The 16,819-nt window shown below is 65.9% G+C and carries 13 protein-coding genes and 2 pseudogenes; 4 read left to right on the top strand and 11 right to left on the bottom strand.

Going from position 1 to position 16,819, the window contains the following annotated elements; all coding sequences use genetic code 11:
- Positions 1–38: 38 nt before the first annotated feature.
- The 7 genes from B4U45_RS15050 to B4U45_RS15020 all read right to left on the bottom strand — a co-directional run bounded on the left by B4U45_RS15050 (position 39) and on the right by B4U45_RS15020 (position 9,610).
- Positions 39–2,060, bottom strand: coding sequence for an acyltransferase family protein (locus B4U45_RS15050; protein WP_371686691.1), 2,022 nt, complete (start codon positions 2,058–2,060; stop codon positions 39–41).
- 194 nt (positions 2,061–2,254) lie between these two features.
- Positions 2,255–3,424 (bottom strand): CaiB/BaiF CoA transferase family protein, encoded by a 1,170-nt coding sequence (locus B4U45_RS15045; RefSeq protein WP_075547979.1) that lies wholly within the window; start codon positions 3,422–3,424, stop codon positions 2,255–2,257.
- Positions 3,417–4,346, bottom strand: a complete 930-nt coding sequence (locus B4U45_RS15040; protein WP_075547980.1) for an SDR family NAD(P)-dependent oxidoreductase — start codon at positions 4,344–4,346, stop codon at positions 3,417–3,419. Before B4U45_RS15040 ends, B4U45_RS15045 begins: the two co-directional genes overlap by 8 nt.
- Positions 4,346–6,184 (bottom strand): flavin-containing monooxygenase, encoded by a 1,839-nt coding sequence (locus B4U45_RS15035; protein ID WP_075547981.1) that lies wholly within the window; start codon positions 6,182–6,184, stop codon positions 4,346–4,348. The genes B4U45_RS15040 and B4U45_RS15035 overlap by 1 nt, the downstream gene beginning before the upstream one ends.
- Positions 6,181–7,359 (bottom strand): LLM class flavin-dependent oxidoreductase, encoded by a 1,179-nt coding sequence (locus B4U45_RS15030; protein ID WP_075547982.1) that lies wholly within the window; start codon positions 7,357–7,359, stop codon positions 6,181–6,183. The genes B4U45_RS15035 and B4U45_RS15030 overlap by 4 nt, the downstream gene beginning before the upstream one ends.
- A complete protein-coding gene (locus B4U45_RS15025; RefSeq protein WP_219859427.1) occupies positions 7,356–8,738 on the bottom strand; it encodes an aromatic ring-hydroxylating oxygenase subunit alpha in 1,383 nt (460 codons plus the stop codon). Before B4U45_RS15025 ends, B4U45_RS15030 begins: the two co-directional genes overlap by 4 nt.
- Before the next feature lie 5 nt (positions 8,739–8,743).
- A complete protein-coding gene (locus B4U45_RS15020) occupies positions 8,744–9,610 on the bottom strand; it encodes an SDR family NAD(P)-dependent oxidoreductase (RefSeq protein WP_075547984.1) in 867 nt (288 codons plus the stop codon).
- A 124-nt stretch (positions 9,611–9,734) separates the two neighbouring features.
- Between B4U45_RS15020 and B4U45_RS15015 the strand changes: the two genes are divergently transcribed.
- Genes B4U45_RS15015 through B4U45_RS15000 form a run of 4 tightly spaced genes read left to right on the top strand, consistent with a single transcriptional unit; the run spans position 9,735 to position 14,507 of the window.
- Positions 9,735–11,369 (top strand): SMP-30/gluconolactonase/LRE family protein, encoded by a 1,635-nt coding sequence (locus B4U45_RS15015; protein ID WP_075547985.1) that lies wholly within the window; start codon positions 9,735–9,737, stop codon positions 11,367–11,369.
- Positions 11,370–11,381: 12 nt separating this feature from the next.
- Positions 11,382–12,131, top strand: a complete 750-nt coding sequence (locus B4U45_RS15010) for a GntR family transcriptional regulator (RefSeq protein WP_075547986.1) — start codon at positions 11,382–11,384, stop codon at positions 12,129–12,131.
- Between the two features lie 38 nt (positions 12,132–12,169).
- Positions 12,170–13,732 carry an AMP-binding protein gene (locus B4U45_RS15005; RefSeq protein ID WP_075547996.1) on the top strand — a complete coding sequence of 521 codons (1,563 nt, stop codon included), beginning with the start codon at positions 12,170–12,172 and terminating at the stop codon, positions 13,730–13,732.
- Between the two features lies 1 nt (position 13,733).
- Positions 13,734–14,507: an SDR family NAD(P)-dependent oxidoreductase gene (locus tag B4U45_RS15000; RefSeq protein ID WP_075547987.1), complete on the top strand. Its 774-nt coding sequence runs from the start codon at positions 13,734–13,736 to the stop codon at positions 14,505–14,507.
- A gap of 132 nt (positions 14,508–14,639) precedes the next feature.
- On the opposite strand, the pseudogene B4U45_RS14995 reads toward B4U45_RS15000, so the two are convergent.
- The 4 genes and pseudogenes from B4U45_RS14995 to B4U45_RS14980 form a co-directional block, all read right to left on the bottom strand.
- Positions 14,640–15,018, bottom strand: a pseudogene (locus B4U45_RS14995) (PIN domain-containing protein).
- Positions 15,019–15,115: 97 nt separating this feature from the next.
- Positions 15,116–15,268 (bottom strand): annotated as a pseudogene (locus B4U45_RS14990) (type II toxin-antitoxin system VapB family antitoxin); the annotation flags it as partial.
- A gap of 166 nt (positions 15,269–15,434) precedes the next feature.
- Positions 15,435–15,905, bottom strand: a complete 471-nt coding sequence (locus B4U45_RS14985; RefSeq protein WP_075547989.1) for an SRPBCC family protein — start codon at positions 15,903–15,905, stop codon at positions 15,435–15,437.
- On the bottom strand, positions 15,902–16,768 hold the full coding sequence (locus B4U45_RS14980; protein WP_122526356.1) for a rhomboid family intramembrane serine protease: 867 nt from the start codon (positions 16,766–16,768) through the stop codon (positions 15,902–15,904). Before B4U45_RS14980 ends, B4U45_RS14985 begins: the two co-directional genes overlap by 4 nt.
- Positions 16,769–16,819 lie beyond the last annotated feature (51 nt).

Here is a 16,819-nt window from a genome sequence, read left to right as displayed (position 1 = left end):
ACGACATGGAACCTCCGCCCCAGCTGCCGCGCACCTGACTACCGCAGCGACTCCTCGAGCCAGGGCAACAGCCACTTGACGCCTTCCGGGGTGAGGTGGACGCCGTCGCTGCGCACCTGGATGCCGTCGACCTTGGCGGTGTAAACGCCGTCGGGACACAGCTTCTTGTTCAGGTCGATGATCCCGACGTTCGGGTGGTCACGAACCGTGTTGCGCAACATGGTGTTCCATTGGTTGACCCGGTCGGGCTGGTCCTCCGGGTACAGGCGGCCGTCGGGTTTCTCACCGCCCCGGCTGTAGGGGACGGTGGCCACCATCACCCGGACTCCGCTGGAGCCGACAATATTGAGAGCCCGCCGCAGCTCGAAATTGAGGTATTCGTCGAAGGTCGGGTCACCGATGTGGGTCCACTTTCCTTCGTTGACCCGGTCTACGGTCTCCCACCGGCCGATGATCAGCAGCGCGACATCGGGTTGGTCCTGACTGATCTGGGTGGACCACCTGCTCGGCCAGCCGTCGCATTCCGGTCTTTGCTCCAGGGTCTGGCCGATGTACCGATACGGCGTACCGCGCACCAGGCTGCACCCGATGACCGTGTGGTCGAGGAATCGGAATCCGGGTGCGGGCGGCAGGTAATGCATCATGGTCCAGCCGATCGAATCACCGAACACCGAAACGGTGAACGGCCGGTTGGGATCTCGCGGGCCGGGATTCGGACCCGAATGGCCCGCGCCCGGCGGCGACGGGGATACCGCCGCGACCGCCGAAACCCCCGGGGGCAGACCAACTTCGCGCAGACCGGGTCCGGTAGCGACGGGCACGACCAGCATCGTCGCCGCAGCCGCGGTCGCCACAGTCGCCGCGGCCAGCGGCAGCAGCGGTACACCTGAGGGGCGCCAGCGGCGGATGGGTTGTTCGATCAACCACCATGATGCGGCGGCCACGGCCACGGTGGCGGCGCAGCGCACGCCGAACAGTTGGAATCCGGTCCATCCGGTGCGTTCACCGTTGAGCGTCAAGAAGATCGGCCAGTGCCACAGATAGACGCCGTACGAAATGGCGCCCAGCCAGACCAACGGCCGCCAGGCCAGCACCCTCGCCACCGCTCCGCGCTGCTCGAGCGCCACCGGGGCGACCACGAAGACGGCGGCCACGGCCACGACGAGCAGCAGACCGTGCCGGAATTCCGCGACGCTGCCGGTCGCGAAGTGTGTCAGCGCCGCCAACCCGGCCACGCCGACGATCGGCAGCAGGCGGGCCATTCGCCGCCCCCACCGGCTGCGGACCAGACACCAGCCGCGGTTCAGCGCGGCCCAATCCCGAACCAGCAGAGCCGATGCCGCGGCGCCGATTAACAACGCCTGGGCGCGCGTGTCGGTGCCGAAATAGATCCGGTCACGCGTTGCCGCGGAGACGCAGACGATGGCCGCCGCCGCCGAGCCCAGAGCGCCCAGGGTCGCGATCACGAAGGCGGCGAACCGGACGTGGCCCACCGTGGTCTTGGCGAAGTAGCGTTTGGCCCGGGCCGCCAACAGCAAGGTCACCGCGATCAGCAGCAGCGGCCAGGCGATGTAGAATTGCTCCTCCACCCCGAGTGACCAGGTGTGCTGCAGCGGTGATGGCGGGGCGCCCTGAGTGAAGTAGTCGGTCTTCTGCGCCACGAACCGCCAGTTGGCCATCCACAGGAACGCGGCGATCGCGTCGCTGCGCAGACCGGTTAGCGCTTGGTAAGGAAGGAATTCGCGTGCCGCGGTGACGGTGAGCACCATCAACACCAGAGCCGGCAGCAGCCGCCGAGCACGGCGAATCCAGAACCCGGTCAAGCTGATGCGCCCGGTGTGCCGCAGCTCGTCGAGCAGCAGCGAGGTGATCAGGAATCCGCTGAGGACGAAGAAGATGTCGACACCGATGAACCCGCCGCCCATGCCGGGAATGCCGCCGTGCCCGGCGAGGACCAAGGCAACCGCGATCGCGCGCAGCCCGTCCAGCGCGGGGATGCCGCGGTGTCGCTCGGGTCGATCCGGGACGGTTCGCCGTCCGGCACGGCCCACCGGGGCCACCCAACGGCGTCGTGGTGCCGAACGTGCCGGTACGGAATGTTTTCCGTCCGGCTCAGTGCTCGCTGTTAGCGCGCCCTGACCGTATTGCCGCCCGGCGCCGTCGTTGCTGCCGATACGTCGCTGCCCCTCCTCGTGATCCCAGCCAGCTTAGCTAGGGCGGCGCCGAGATCCTTCGAAGACACGCGCGGACGGGCTCATTCGACGATGTCGGCCTCCACGCCCAGGCCCAGTTCGTCGAGCACCTCGGCGTTATGTGCGCCCAATTCGGGGGCCGGGCCGGCGACCCGGCCGGGCGTTCGGGAAAACCAGGTCGGCACACCGGGAAAGCGCACCGGGCCATGGACAGTGTCCACCGTCTCGAAGAAGCCCACGGCGTTGAGGTGCGGGTCGTCGAATAATGCCGCGGGACTGGACAACGGCGACGCCGGTATCTCCAGCTTTCGGAACAACTCGAGCCATTCCGCGGTGGAGCGCTGGGCAATCGTCTCGGCCAGTAGCGCATACACCGTGTCGATCTCGCGCGCCCGTCCCTCCAGCGTGGCGTAACAGCCGTTGGCCCAGTCCGGTCGCACCGCGTCGACGAAGGCCGCCCAGTGCTTGTCGTTGTAGATCAGCGCGGCGATGTAGCCGTCACTGGTTCGATATGGCCGGCGATTGGGAGCCACCGTGCGGGGATAGACCGCCGGACCCAACGGCGGATCGAACATGGCGCCGTTGGCGTGCTCCACCAGCATGAAAGCGGCCATCGTTTCGAACATGCCGACCTCCACTTCTTGCCCTTCGCCGGTGCGTTCCCGGTGGAACAGGGCCATCATCGTGGCGTAGAGCGCGGTCAGACCGGCGACCTTGTCGGCCATAATCGTTCCGACATAATTGGCCTCACCTGTCAGCTGCTCCTGGACGAACGGCAAACCGCAGGCCGCCTGGATGGTGTCGTCGTAGGCCGGCAGATCCCGGTTGGGTCCGCGCCGCCCGTATCCGTAGCAGTTCGTGTAGACGATGCCGGGATTGATGGCGGCCACCTCGGGATAGCCGAAGCCGAGCCGGTTGATGGCTTTGGACCGCATCGAGTGGATGAAGACGTCGGCTTGTTCGACGAGCGCGCGCAGTGCCGACTTGCCACACTCGGAACGCAAGTCCACGGTGATGGCGCGCTTGCCCCGGTTGACGTTGACGAAGACCCCGCTCATGCCGCGGGCTGGCCCGACCGAAACGTAGCGGGTGTCATCACCGTCCGGCGGTTCCACCTTGATCACGTCGGCGCCCATGTCGGCCATGATCTGGGTGCAGTAGGGCCCCATCACCATTGCGGTCAGATCGACGACCCGCACCCCGAGCAGTGGGCCCGCGCTGTTGCTAGGCATCTGGCAGACCTGTGCCGCGCGTGGCGATTTCGAAGCTGTACCGGAGGTGTTCGCCGTGACCGTCGGGCACCACCGGAAACACCAGCGGGTCGGCGAGGTCGCGGATGTCATCGAGGCATTCGGTCACGTCCTCGATCGACCACGACCGCCGGTGCACGCCACGGGATTCGGCGATCACCGCTCTGGCGATCCGGCCGGCGACGGCGATCAGCATCTCGCCGGTGACCGGGCACGATTCGTGAGTCAGCAGCCCGACGGCGGGCGCCACCAGGTCCGCGCCCATCGGCGGGTACACCGACATATCCAGTCCATCAGCCATTCTCGTGACGGCCGCGGGAACGATCACGTTGCAGAGCACTCCTTCCGGGGCGCCTTCGAGAGCCACCGCATTGCACAAGCCGACCAGGCCCGCTTTGGCGGCAGCATAGTTGGCCACGCCGTGATTGCCGTACAGACCGCCGATCGACGACGTCAGCACGATGCGACCGTAGCGCGCCGCGCACATCAGCGGAAACGCCGGCCGCACCACATGGAACGCCCCGCGCAAGTGCACGTCGATGACGGAATCGAAGTCCCGGTAGCTCATCTCCTTCAGCGAGGCTCGTCGCACCGTGCCGGCGTTGTGGATCAGGACGTCGATCCGCCCGTAGCGGTCCAGCGCCGTCTGGACGATCGCCTGGCCACCCGCGGCGGTGGCCACCGAGTCGACGGATGCGACGGCGTCGCCACCGGCCGCCCGGATTTCAGCCACCACCTGGTGCGCCGGGCCGGGGTCCATTCCATCGCCGCTCAGACTGGAACCGGTGTCGTTGACGACGACATTGGCGCCCCGGGAAGCCAGCAGCAGGGCATAGGCGCGGCCCAGGCCGCGGCCGCCCCCCGTGATCACGGCCACCCGGTCGTCGAATCTGAGCTGACTCATCAGGACTCCAGGGCGAGGCCGTCCAGGCCGCCTCGGTCGCGCCAGGCCGCCAACAGGTCGCTGAACGCGTAAAAGCCCGGCCCATATGGCTCGCCCAGATGCGATCGGATACCTTCGGTGCCGCCACCTTCGTTGTTGTAGTAGCCCGGCGTGCATTCCAGGTCGAACGCGCTGTTGTCGATCGCCGTCTCGCTTATGGTCCGGCACCAATCATCTTGCGCCTCTTGGGTCGGCTCGACCGTCGTCGCACCACGCGCCAGGGCCTGCGAGATGATGTAGGCGATGTGCTCGCCCTGCAGCTCGTAGTTGGCGGCGATATTCGCCGAAATGCCGACCTGGGTGAACCCGGTGAAGAACTGGTTGGGGAAGCCACGGCTGATGAACCCGTGGAAGGTCCGGTAGCCGTTGCGCCAGTGGTCGAACAGTGACAGCCCGTCGCGGCCTTCGATCGCCTCGATCGAATATCGGCGGCTGATCTCGGTGGTGATCTCGAAGCCGCTGGCGTAGATGATGCAGTCGACCTCGTACTCAATTTCGTTGGCCACCAGCCCATTCTCGGTGGCCCGCTGTACGCCTTTGGTCGCCGACACGTCGACCAGTGTCACATTGGGTCGGTTGAAGGTCTGCAGGTATTCGTCGTTGGTGCAGGGTCGCTTGCACAGGAACCGGTAGTAGGGCTTGAGCGCCTCGGCGGTTTCGGGCTCTTCGACGATGGTGGAGACCCGGTGCCGCAGCCGCTCCATGACTTTGTAGTCCTCTTCCTCCCGGATTGCCATGAACCGCTCCGGGGTCATCGCCGCAGGGTCCGGTAGCGCGAGCACCCGTGCGGCGGTGTTGCGGCCGAGCTCGGTCCAGAAGTCGCAGACGTAGTCGGGTTGGCCGAGGGCCATGCCCTCGAATGTCCAGGCGTGGAAGTTGCGCTGCCGTTCCTTCTGCCAGCCGGGCTGAAGCGACTTCACCCACTCCGGATCGGTGGCCGTGTTGTTGCGCGGGCCCACCGACGACGGTGTGCGCTGAAAGACATAGAGCTGCTTGGCATACCGGCCCAGGTAGGGGATGATCTGGACGGCGGTTGCCCCGGTGCCCACCACCGCGACCCGCTTGTCGCTGAGCTTGACCAGGCCGCCGTTGCTGTCTCCCCCGGTGTAGTCATAATCCCACCGCGAACTATGAAAGCTATGCCCCTTGAAATCCTTGATGCCGGGAATCCCTGGGAGCTTGGGCCGGTGGAACGGTCCGGAGGCCATCACCACGAAACGGGCCCGCAGGTCGTCGTCACGGTTGGTGCCGACCCGCCAGCGCTTGATCGACTTGTCCCACCGCAAGGCCCGCACCTGGGTAGAGAAGATCGCCGAATCGTAGAGCCCGTAGTGCTTTCCGATGCGCCGGCAATGCTCGTAGATCTCGGTGCCGTCGGCGAACTTCTTGCTCGGCATGTAGTTGAGTTCTTCGAGCAGCGGTATGTAGCAGTAGGATTCGTTGTCGCACTGCAGCCCGGGGTAGCGGTTCCAATACCAGACACCGCCGAAGTCGCCGCCCAACTCGATGATCCGGACGTCGTCGACACCGGCCTTCTTCAGATACGCACCGCACAGCAGCCCGCCGAAGCCCCCGCCCAGCACGACCACGTCGATGTCCGCCGAGATCGGATCGCGAACCAGCGGCGGCGAATGCGGGTCGGTTTCGTAATACCCCGCGAAGTCGTCGACGAGTTCGATGTACTGCTGGGAACCCTCCGGCCGCAACCGTTTTTCGCGCTCGCGTCGGTACTTTTCTCGCAGCGCCGGGAGGTCGATATCCTGCGGCGTCTGTGTCGGCGGGCAGTCAGGGGCCGTCATGCCAGGGCGTTTTCGGGCAGCGCCGCCGGATGCAGCGGCGCCTCCATCTCATGCGCCGCGGGCAGCACCTCCGCGGCGAACAGCCGGGTGCTCGCCATCGCCTCCTCGTAGGGCATGGTGCCGAACTGCGGGACGATGGTCAGCTCGGAGAACGAACACGCCTGCTGCGCGGCGCGCAGCCGCGTGAAGATTTCCTCCGGTGTCCCGATCAGCAGGTTGGAGGCGTGATAGCCCGGCGTCTTGGGAGCGCTCTTGGGGTCACCTGTCACCGACGAGGCCAGAACGGCGGTGGCGCTGGCCTCGCGGGCCGCATAGGCTTCGTAGCCTTTGACACCCTTGAAGTTCGACGCATCGGCGAATCCGTAGTGCACCGTGACATCCCGGTTCGCCGTCCAGATCCACTCCTCGGACTTGGCGGCGTCTTCGGGTTTGGCGGTGCAGTACATGAACATGACGTTTTTGGGCTGGCAGGGCGGCAGGCCCTCTTCTTTGCGGAAGATGTTGACCTGCTGGACCTCCCGGCCGGCGTCCTCGATCGGTTTGTTGCCCACGAACAGCGGCACCATGCCGCGGCGGGCGAGGATCTCCAGCGACTCGGCCGTCGACGACGAACTGTAGATCCGGGAGAACAGATCACGGGTTTGCGGCTCGGGGCGCAGCGACATCTCCGGGACCGTGAAGATCTCGCCTTCGTAGCCGAACCGTTCGCATGACAACGCCAACTGCAGGATGTCGAGGGTTTCGTTGAAACGCTGGCGGCTTTCTTCCCGCGGGACGCCGACGGCGGCGAACTCCCCTTTCGACACCCCGCGCCCGATCCCGATCGTGGTGTAGCGCCCGTTGGACAGGATGTCGAGATAGGCGATCTGGTGTGCCAGCCGGACCGGATGCCACCAGGGCGCGACGACCACGAAGGTGCCCAGTCCGACGCGCTCGGTGCGTCCGGCGAAGTAGCTGAGCGCCTGAATCGGGTTGGGTGTCATGCCGTACGGCGTCCCACAGTGCTCCGGAAGCCAGATACCGTCGAACCCCAGCGGTTCGGCCAGATCACCGAGCGCGAGCGTGGCCTGGACGCATCGCCAGTCCGGGGTGGCGGGTGGCTGGCTGAAATCTCCGGCCAGCACGCGGTCCCAATCGTGGGCGTTGTGCGCGCCCAGCCCGATATTGACCTTCATCGCGTCATCTCCGTTGTCAATTGGCGTGGCGCACCGGTGCCCATATACATGGCCAGATTGCGGTGCAGGTTGGCGGTGCTGCGTTCCATGTAGGGGTTGGGCTTGGGGCCGGGGAAGCCCAGCGATTTCATGCCCTGCTGAACCGCGGCCATGTTGGAGAAGTCCTGCGGCAGCACACTGCGCCAGCCCGGGTCGTCGGGCGGCGCATACACCCATTCGGTTTGCGGCTCTTCGCCTTTCGGGAACAGCTCGTAGCAGGAGGCTTCGAAGATGCACTGGTCGGGTTGGTAGCCGTGCGGTCGGGCGCTGTAGCACAGCGCGGTGGTAAGGCCCTGCCCGATCTGGAAATTCGGAAAGATCTGCCAGGCCGTGCCGCTGTCGGCCAGGTGTTCGGGATCGATGGCCGGCCAGATCACGCCGCGGGCGGCGTCGTCACGGCGCGCCGCGGTCAGCCAATGCTCGAGCACCTGACCGGCGGGGGTGTCCTCGGGCAGCTCGTCGACCAGCCGAAGTGCCGCGTCCACCAACGTCTTGGTGGGGGTCGCGTTGGTCTCCTCCAGCGTGTAACGCTGCATTTCGGCCGTGGACATCCGCGCGTCGGCGCCGGTGCCGAGCCGGATCTTGGATTTGGTTTCTTCCAGGCCTTCCGGCGCGTCGTAGCCGATGTTGCTGTGTTTTCCGTGCGCCCTGGCCCAGCCGCGGAAGTTGCCGAACCGGTTGAACTGCGGATGGGTGGTCGCGACGTGGTAGGTCTCGTTAAAGGCTTCCATCGCGACCTTCCAATTGCACCGGAAATGCAGCCACTTTCGCCACTTGCAGCGCATGTCCTGCAGGTTGAACGGGTCGAGCATGGTGGCGGCGGGCTCGAGATAGTCGCGTAACGGCTCGGCGGCGGGATCCATGTTGATCCAGATCCAACCGCCCCAGGTGTCGACGCGCACGGGCGCCAGATGGGTGTTCTCTCGAGTCAGTGCGCCCTGCCAGTCCTGTTGTTCGGGAATGTGGATGCAGTTGCCGTCCCGGTCGTAGGTCCAGCCGTGAACCCCGCAGACGAACGACTTCTTCTGGCCGCATGCGCTTTTGGCGCCCGCCGGGATATCCACCAACCGGCGGCCGCGGTGCATGCAGACGTTGTGGTGCGCTTTGAGGGTGCCGGATGCGGTGCGCACCACCACGATCGAATCGTCGAGAATGTCGTAGGTCAGGTAGCTGCCCACCTTCGGCAGGTCTTCGACGCGCCCGACCTGCTGCCATACCCTGCGCCACAGCTTGTCCCGTTCGGCGCGGACGTAGTCTTCGGAAATGTAGGCTTCGACGCCGATAGTGACCGGCGCGCTCAGCTCGGCATCGGTTTCGGCCAGATCCGTCGAATTTGTCATCCAGCTCAATCCTCCCAGCGCTTGATCGCCGCGCGAAACGAATCGTCCTTGAGAAACAGCGAGGTGTTGTCGGCGCCCAGATGCCCCCACTTGAGGCTCAGGCCACCATCGACCAGCAGGGTTTGTCCGGTGATATAGCTCGAAAGATCGGACAGCAGAAACAGAATGACGCCGGCCACCTCATCCGGCCGTCCGCGCCGTCCCATCGCGATCGCACGGCGGTCGCGGTCGGGGTCCTCGTCGGTGTAGGTGCGCGAAGCCGGTGTCTCGGTGACCCCGGGTGCCACCGCGTTGACCCGGACGGTGGTTCCGGTTGCGCCGCAAGCGAGTTCGAGAGCCATCGTGCGAGTCGCCGCCACAATCGCGGCTTTGGCGGTGCCATAGGCGATATGGAACGGCGCGGTATTCATTCCGCTGATCGAGGACAGCGAAACGATTGAGCCCGGCCGCTTTTGGCGGTGCAATTCGGCGGCCACCGCCTGGGTCATGAAGAACATCGTCTCCAGATTCCTAGTGAATAGCTCGCGCCAGTCGCTGCGGGTGATCCGCGTTGACGGCGTCCAGGTCGACGGGTCGGCGCCGCCGGCGACATTGACCAGCCCGTGCAGATCGCCGTCGGCGAGCCGTACCGCCGCCATGGTGGTGTCGACGCCGTCGTCGGTGGAGATATCGGCCGCCACCTTCAGCACGGGCAGTCCCGCGGCGATCAACGGGTCCAGGTGCTGGTCGAGATTGTCCTGCCCGCGGCTCACCGCGACCACCGTCGCCCCCGCCTGGGCAACCAGGCGCGTCACGGTGGTGCCGATACCGCCGCCCGCCGCACCGGCGACCACCACGACCCGTCCGGCCAAACTCAACAGATCGTCAGTCATCTAATTGTCTGGACAAGATAACGGCGTGCATCCACGAAAGAACATGATTCTCGTAGGCGGCGCGGCGCGTCAAGGCGGTCTCGAAACGCAGTCGCCATATTGTCTGGACCACTGTTCGATTGCTATGGTCCGAACAGTGATAGCCGGAACCGGACCGAGACACCACACGGCCCACTCGCAAGGCCGCTACCAGGCCGCGCGGCCGCCACATGTCGCCGACGGCTGGAGTCTGACCCGGCTCACCGCGCCCAGCCGGCTGTTCGGCGCCAACGGTCTGCGCACCGGTCCGGACGGCCGGGTGTACATCGCGCAGGTGACCGGCAGCCAGATCAGCGCGCTCGACCTGGCGACCCGCCGACTCGACACCATCAGCCCCAAGGGAGGCGAGATCGTCGCACCCGACGACATCGCCTTCCACCCGGACGGCAACCTATACGTGACCGAGGTGATGGACGGGCGGGTCAGCCTGCGGGACAAGGCCGGCCGCACCCGGGTGCTTCGGGACGACGTGCCGTCCGCGAACGGGATCACCTTTCATCGGGGCCGGTTGTTCGCCGGCGAATGCCGCGAAGCCGGACGCCTGCTCGAACTCGACCTCGACGGTGGTGAGCCGCGGGTCCTGCTGGAAAACGTGCCGTTACCCAACGCCATGGAGGTCGGGCCGGACGGGTTGTTGTACTTCCCGGTCATGGGCGCCAACGAGATCTGGCGCATCGATCCCGACGGCGGCGTCCCGGAATGCGTGGCCGGTGACCTCGGCGTTCCCGACGCGGTGAAATTCGATTCCGACGGCTGCCTCGTCTCCACCCAGGCGCGCACCGGGCAGGTGCTGCGAATCGATCCCCGCAGCGGCGACCGCGCGGTGTTGGCGACGCTGAATCCCGGTCTGGACAACCTGACTTTCGCCGGTGAGCGGCTGTTCGTCTCGAATTTCACCGGCGAGATCACCGAAATCCTTCCCGACGGAACCACCCACGCAACGCTGGAAGGTGGGTTGAACTGGCCGCTGGATCTGTCGGTCGGCGCCGGCGGCAATCTCTACATCGCCGACGGAACCCACTTCTACTGCTTGTCCGAGAACGGCGCACTACGAGCCTCCGGAATGCTGTTCACCGCAGGATATCCCGGCTTCCTGCGAGGTGTGACGGCCGTGGGCCCACAGGAATTCGTGGTCACCACGTCCAACGGCGAGGTGGCCCGGTACCGGCCGGATGACGGTGAAAGCGATGTTCTGGCAACTGGTTTCGACCAACTCTATGGCGTGGCGGTGGCTCCGTCCGGCGCCGTGGTGGCGGCCGAGCTGGGAACCGGACGGGTGCTGTCGATCGGCCGCGACCGGGTCGACGTGCTGGCCTCGGGTCTGAGCGAGCCGATTGGGGTGACGATCGCCGCCGACGGAACCTGCCTGGTTTCCGAGGCCGGAGCCGGTCGGGTGCGTGGTATCGGTGGCACCGGCATAGTCCTGGACGGGCTGCAGCGTCCCCAGGGCATCCTGGCGCTCGACCGGCACATCTATGTCGTCGACGCCGGTGCGCAGGAAGTCGTCCGATTCGACCTCGACGGCGGCGCCCGGCACACCATCGCGTCGGATCTGCCGGTCGGTGCTCCACCGGGGGTCATACCCAAGCCGCTGCGCGGGATGCCGCCGTTCTCCGGACCACAGGGTCCGTTCGCCGGCATCGCCGCCGGGCCCGACGGCGCCCTGTATGTGTCCGCGGACGCCGACGGCAGCGTACTGGCCTTGCGCCGGGAATCCTGAAGGACGCCAACGTTGTCCGAACCCAAGGTCATCGACCACCGCTATCTGCAGGTGGCGCGCACGTTACGCAAAGAGATCGTCGACGGTGTGTATCCGGTGGGGTCGCAGTTACCGACCGAACACGAGTTGTGCGAGCGGTTCGCGGTGAGCCGCTACACCGTTCGCGAGGCACTGCGACGCCTGCGCGACGACAACCTGGTGGCGTCGCGGCCACGCACCGGAACGCTTGTCATGCCGCGGCCGTCGGCCGATTCTTATGTGCAGCACGTCATGTCGATCAACGACCTGCTCGCGTTCGCCACCGGTACTCGGTTCGCGATCGAATCCATCGCCATGGTCACCGTCGACGACGAGTTGGCGGACCGCACCGGGCTGGCCGGCGGTGAGCAGTGGCTGGCCGTCCGCGGCTTCCGGCTTACTGAAGGTGCCGAGGCCGCCGGTATTGCGCTGTGCCGCACCGAGTACTACATCAACCGGGCGTTCGCCGCGGTCGGCAGGCTGCTGCAGCGCCACCACGGTCCCATTTTCCCGCTGATCGAAGATCTTTTCGGGCTCAGTATCGTCGAGGTTCATCAAGAGATCGCGGCGGTCCTCATTTCACCGGCGCTGGCAGACGGCCTCGACGTCGAACCGAGTACGCCCGCCCTGCAAGTGCGGCGCACCTACACCGCGTCCGACGGGCGGGTCGCCCAGGTCACACTCAACACCCACCCCGCGTCGCGGTTTCGTCACTCGATGACGATGCGGCGGATGCGCGGCTGACCGTGGCCGCACACCGGAAGCTGATCGACGGCCGATGGATCCGTTGGGACGACGAACGCGCCGCCGAGGCGTACGCACGCGGTTGGTGGGTGGGAGAAACGCTGGCCGATGCGCTGCGCCGGGCCGCGCGGAACACTCCGCACCGGGTGGCGCTGGTCGACGGCGATCAGCGGCTGGATTGCGAAACCCTGCACCACCAGGCGACTACGCTGGCACACGCGCTCAACGCGCGGTTGCCTCCGCACAGTGTCGTGTCGTTCATGCTGCCCAACTGGCACGAGGCCGCGGTGATCTACCTGGCCGCAACGCTGGCGGGGATGGTGGCCAACCCGATCCTGCCGTCCTTGCGCGATCGTGAGCTGCGTTTCATCCTCGATGACTCCGACAGCCGAATGGTCTTTGTTCCTTGGCTTTTCGGCAACCAGGACTACCCGTCGATGGTGCGCCGGGTGATCGCCGAGCTGGCGTCGCCGCCCTCTGTCGTCGTGCTGCGCGGGGATTGCGATACCACTCAGATTGCCTTCCAGTCGCTGTTCACCGATCCGACGCCGGAAACTCGGCTGCCCGAACTGGATTCTGATGCCGTCCGGATGATCCTGTACACGTCTGGAACCACCGGACGCGCGAAAGGCGTACTGCACACTCATAACTCGATTCATGCGTTGATCCGTCAAATCGGTGAACACTGGCTGATCGAGCCGGGCGACGCGTTCCTGGTTGCGTCACCGATCGCCCACATCGGCGGCTCCATCTATGCGTTCGAAGGCCCGCTGCTGCTGGGTACGACCGCGGTACTGATGGACCGGTGGAACGCCGAGGATGCGCTGCGGCTCATGCGGGCCGAGCGCTGCAGCCATATGGCCGGCGCCACTCCATTTTTGGAGCAACTGCTCGCCGCCGCGCAACGAGCCGATGTCAGGCTGCCCGACCTGAAGCTGTTCGTGTGCGGCGGCGCATCCGTATCGCCGTCGCTGATTCGCAGCGCCGCAGAGTATTTCGACCCTGCCGTCGTCACCCGGGTGTACGGCTCGACAGAGGTGCCGGTCAGCACCGTAGGCTCACCGGATGACTCCGACCACGCCGCCGAGACCGACGGCCGGGTCGGCCTCGCCGACGTCAAGCTGGTGTCCGGCGAGATCCTGGTACGCGGCCCGCAGATGCTGGCCGGCTACCAGCACCCCGACGACGAGGACGGATCCTTCGACGCCGACGGCTATTTCCGAACCGGAGACCTCGGGCGCTGGGCCGACGACGACTACCTGGTGATCACCGGGCGCGCCAAGGACGTCATCATCCGCAACGGTGAAAACATCTCACCGAAGGAAGTCGAGGACATCCTGGTCAACCATCCAGGCATCGCCGAGATCGCGATGGTCGGACTGCCCGACGAGCGCACCGGGGAACGGGCCTGTGCCGTCGTCGTACCCACCCACCCGCCGGGCCCGGACGTCGCCGGATTGCGCAGCTTCCTCGAGGCCGCCGGCGTGGCGCGGTTCAAAGTCCCCGAACAGGTGGTGATCTGGGATGTCCTGCCGAAGAACGACGCGGGCAAGGTCCTCAAGCACCAGATCAAGGCGGCACTGATGAAAAGCGAGCAGTGAGATGCAGGTGGCTATCGTCACGGGGGCAACCGGCGGGATCGGGTTCGGTTGCGCGACAAGGCTTGCCGAGATGGGCATGGCGGTCATGGTTACGGGACGCAATGCCGACAAGCTGGCCGCGCTGGCACGTGCCATTGGCGATCCGGACCGGGTGACCACCCACGCCGTCGACCTGACCGATGACGACGCCCCCAGGCAGATCACCGACGTCGCGGTCACCCGTTGGGGTCATATCGATTTCCTGGTCAACGCCGCCGGGGTGGGCAGCCCGAAGCCGCTGCACGAGACGGACGACGAGGCGCTGGACTACTTCCTGAACTTGATGTTGCGGGCGCCTTTTCGCCTCACCCGCGAAGTGTTGCCGCACATGCCCGCCGGCTCCGGGATCGTCAACATCACCTCGACGTTCGCCGTCGTCGGCGGAATGCGCGGCGGGGCCTATTCGGCGGCCAAGGGTGGCCTCACCGCGCTGACCACCCACATCGCCTGCCAATACGGGGCGCAGGGAATACGGTGCAACGCAGTGGCTCCCGGGGTCATTCAGACACCCATGACCGAGGATCGGCTGCGGGACGAGCGGTTTCGACGGATCAACGTCGAGATGACGCCGCATACCCGGCTGGGGAGCGTCGACGACGTCGCCAGCACCGTGGCGTTCCTGTGCTCCCCCGGCGGGTCCTTCATCAACGGTCAGACGATCGTCGTCGACGGCGGCTGGAGCTCCACGAAGTATCTCTCCGAATCGGCGCTGACCGCGCAGTGGAAGTCCGAATAGAACCATCCGGCGTTGCGCCGTCGGCGATGGCAACCGCCAGATCGATCAGCGCCAGACCTCCGAAATGCGGACTAGCAGTTAGCTCGTGGCTGACTTAGGGCAGTTGTACTCTCGTGCGGCTATCCGCCGAGATCAGCTGGTCGTAACGCGCCGTGCTCTGACATCGGGAAGGTGTCGCTGTGCCAGTTCGTAGTCGGCGTCGTCATGAAGGACCACCAGTCCGCTCGCTGCGGCGGTGCCGCAGATGAGCAAATCGACCACTGACAAAGCACGTACCGCTCCTGCGCCCGCCAGTCGGTACTGCGCCGAATCTATCCACCGCCACACGGATTTCGGCACCGGCACGTCAGGAAAAATGTCACCAAACGTCCGGTTCATCTGATCGAGCTCGTCGGTGTTGCGTGCTGATCGACGGAACTCGGCTCGTTGTGGTTCACACGACCCAACGGCCCCGCTCAGTAGCGGCGCGGTCCACGCCGTGGCGAGGTCGGGCTGTCGCAGCAGCCGCCAGACCGCGGAGGAATCCGCGAGGAAGCCGATCAAGCCCCGGCCGCCTTCTCATCAGCTCGAGCGTTCAGCCAACCCTCATAATCCCAGCTCTGTGCCTGCTCGCGGGACCTGGCCAGCGCATCGATCCGCCGAAAGCGAGCGACGTAGTCGCGCATGGCGAGGTTTACGGCCTCTTTCTTGGTGTGTACGCCCGCAATCCGCATCACCTCGGCCAGCGCGTCGTCGTCGAGGTCGATCTGAGTCACCGACATGACAGACCTCCTATGTTTGATATGTACATGGTATAGATACATTGCCAACGTTGACGTGAACTAACGCAACGTTGTCGACGTAGGCAGCGCGTTGCGTAGGTGACAACCGTTTCCCAAGGAGCGCGCAGCCTCTCAATTCAGCGCGAACCTGCCAACGGGTACTCGCCTATCCCGCCGAGCGGCATTCGAAGTGGCGGCGGATGCCGGACAGCATCGCCCGATGTGCCTTGACCGCCTCGCGGATGGTGAACGCCGCCAGCGGCCGGGGCGCGGTTATCCGAATTCGCTCGGTGAGCCGGGTGCCCGCGTCAATCGCCTCGAAACTCACCGCCGCGCGTACGTGGACCCCCGGCGACTGGTCGGCCTCAGTCCTGACATCGCCGTCGTCGGGAACGTGCAGCCGCGCCCGGTAGCTGATCTGAATAGCGAATGGCCCCAACGTGATTCGATCCACAATTCGATAGCTCTGCAGATAACCCTGCGCGGTTTCGTGGCGGCCTGTCGGCTGAACGGACACGATCAGTGGGTGCGCGCGCTTGATGTTGTCCAGGTTCACGTAGAAATCGCGGACCCGATCCGGCGGCGCCGGTACCGATTCGGACAACGTCCGCTCGGCGCACGCCACCCACCAGCTCATGCCGAAAACGCCGCGAGCAGACTAGCGGTGCGCCACCAGGTCAGCCCGGCCAACACAATCAGAACAACGATCGTCGCAGCGACTTGGACCCTGTTCCGGCGTTCCCGCGGCGGGTAGACGTAGGCCGCCGCGACCAGCCCACCGGTGACCAGTCCGCCCACGTGTCCCTGCCAGCTGATCAGTTGTGAGCTGACCGCCGGAACGACGAAGGTGAAGGCCAAATTGATCGCAATGATCGCGACGACCCAGCGCACGTCGAGGGCCAGCCGTTTTCCTACCACGAAGGTGGCACCGAACAGGCCGAAGATTGCTCCCGATGCGCCCGCGGTCGCCGTGCTCAGCGGCGACAGCAGGTAGACCAGCACCGACCCGCCCAGCCCGCTCAGGGCGTACAGCGCGCCGAAACGTGTTCGTCCCAGCCATATTTCGAGCGGTGGGCCTACGACATACAGCGCCCACATGTTCAGCAGCAGATGCGTCGCGCCGTAATGCAGGAACGCCGAGGTCGCCAGGCGGTACAGCTGGCCTTCGGCCACCGCGGGTGACCACAGGGCCAGCTGCTTTTCCAACGTCCCCGACGACATCTGCACGACGAAAGCCAGCACGTTGATCACGATCAGCGTGTAGGTGACCACCGGCGTGGCCGACCGCTGCCGACCGCCGAAGTGGGTCCGCGGCTGTCGAACGGTCCGGGCACCCGCTTCGACGCACTGCACACATTGGTGTCCGACGGCGGCGTCGCGCATGCAGTCCGCGCAGATGTGCCGCTCGCAACGGTTGCAGCGCACATACGCCGGGCGGCCCGGATGCCGGTAACAGGTCGGCGCTTCGGCCGGCGACTCCGGTCCGCTGGGGCTACTCATCGCACCATTCTTGCCCGGGTCGCCGCCGCGGGGGTGGCGGGTTGGGCGAAC

This window comes from Mycobacterium persicum, from assembly GCF_002086915.1.
Classification (GTDB): domain Bacteria; phylum Actinomycetota; class Actinomycetes; order Mycobacteriales; family Mycobacteriaceae; genus Mycobacterium; species Mycobacterium persicum.
The sequence above is the reverse complement of the archived record's forward strand: the minus strand, read 5'-3'. Positions and strand labels throughout refer to the sequence as shown.

What these genes read in the sequence shown, in the direction of transcription:
- B4U45_RS15025 (WP_219859427.1), bottom strand. Translation starts at nt 8,738, where the DNA reads ATGACAAATTCGACGGATCTGGCCGAAACCGATGCCGAGCTGAGCGCG.
- B4U45_RS14980 (WP_122526356.1), bottom strand. Translation starts at nt 16,768, where the DNA reads ATGAGTAGCCCCAGCGGACCGGAGTCGCCGGCCGAAGCGCCGACCTGT.
- B4U45_RS14985 (WP_075547989.1), bottom strand. Translation starts at nt 15,905, where the DNA reads ATGAGCTGGTGGGTGGCGTGCGCCGAGCGGACGTTGTCCGAATCGGTA.
- B4U45_RS15045 (WP_075547979.1), bottom strand. Translation starts at nt 3,424, where the DNA reads ATGCCTAGCAACAGCGCGGGCCCACTGCTCGGGGTGCGGGTCGTCGAT.
- B4U45_RS15030 (WP_075547982.1), bottom strand. Translation starts at nt 7,359, where the DNA reads ATGAAGGTCAATATCGGGCTGGGCGCGCACAACGCCCACGATTGGGAC.
- B4U45_RS15000 (WP_075547987.1), top strand. Translation starts at nt 13,734, where the DNA reads ATGCAGGTGGCTATCGTCACGGGGGCAACCGGCGGGATCGGGTTCGGT.
- B4U45_RS15020 (WP_075547984.1), bottom strand. Translation starts at nt 9,610, where the DNA reads ATGACTGACGATCTGTTGAGTTTGGCCGGACGGGTCGTGGTGGTCGCC.
- B4U45_RS15035 (WP_075547981.1), bottom strand. Translation starts at nt 6,184, where the DNA reads ATGACGGCCCCTGACTGCCCGCCGACACAGACGCCGCAGGATATCGAC.
- B4U45_RS15015 (WP_075547985.1), top strand. Translation starts at nt 9,735, where the DNA reads ATGGTCCGAACAGTGATAGCCGGAACCGGACCGAGACACCACACGGCC.
- B4U45_RS15040 (WP_075547980.1), bottom strand. Translation starts at nt 4,346, where the DNA reads ATGAGTCAGCTCAGATTCGACGACCGGGTGGCCGTGATCACGGGGGGC.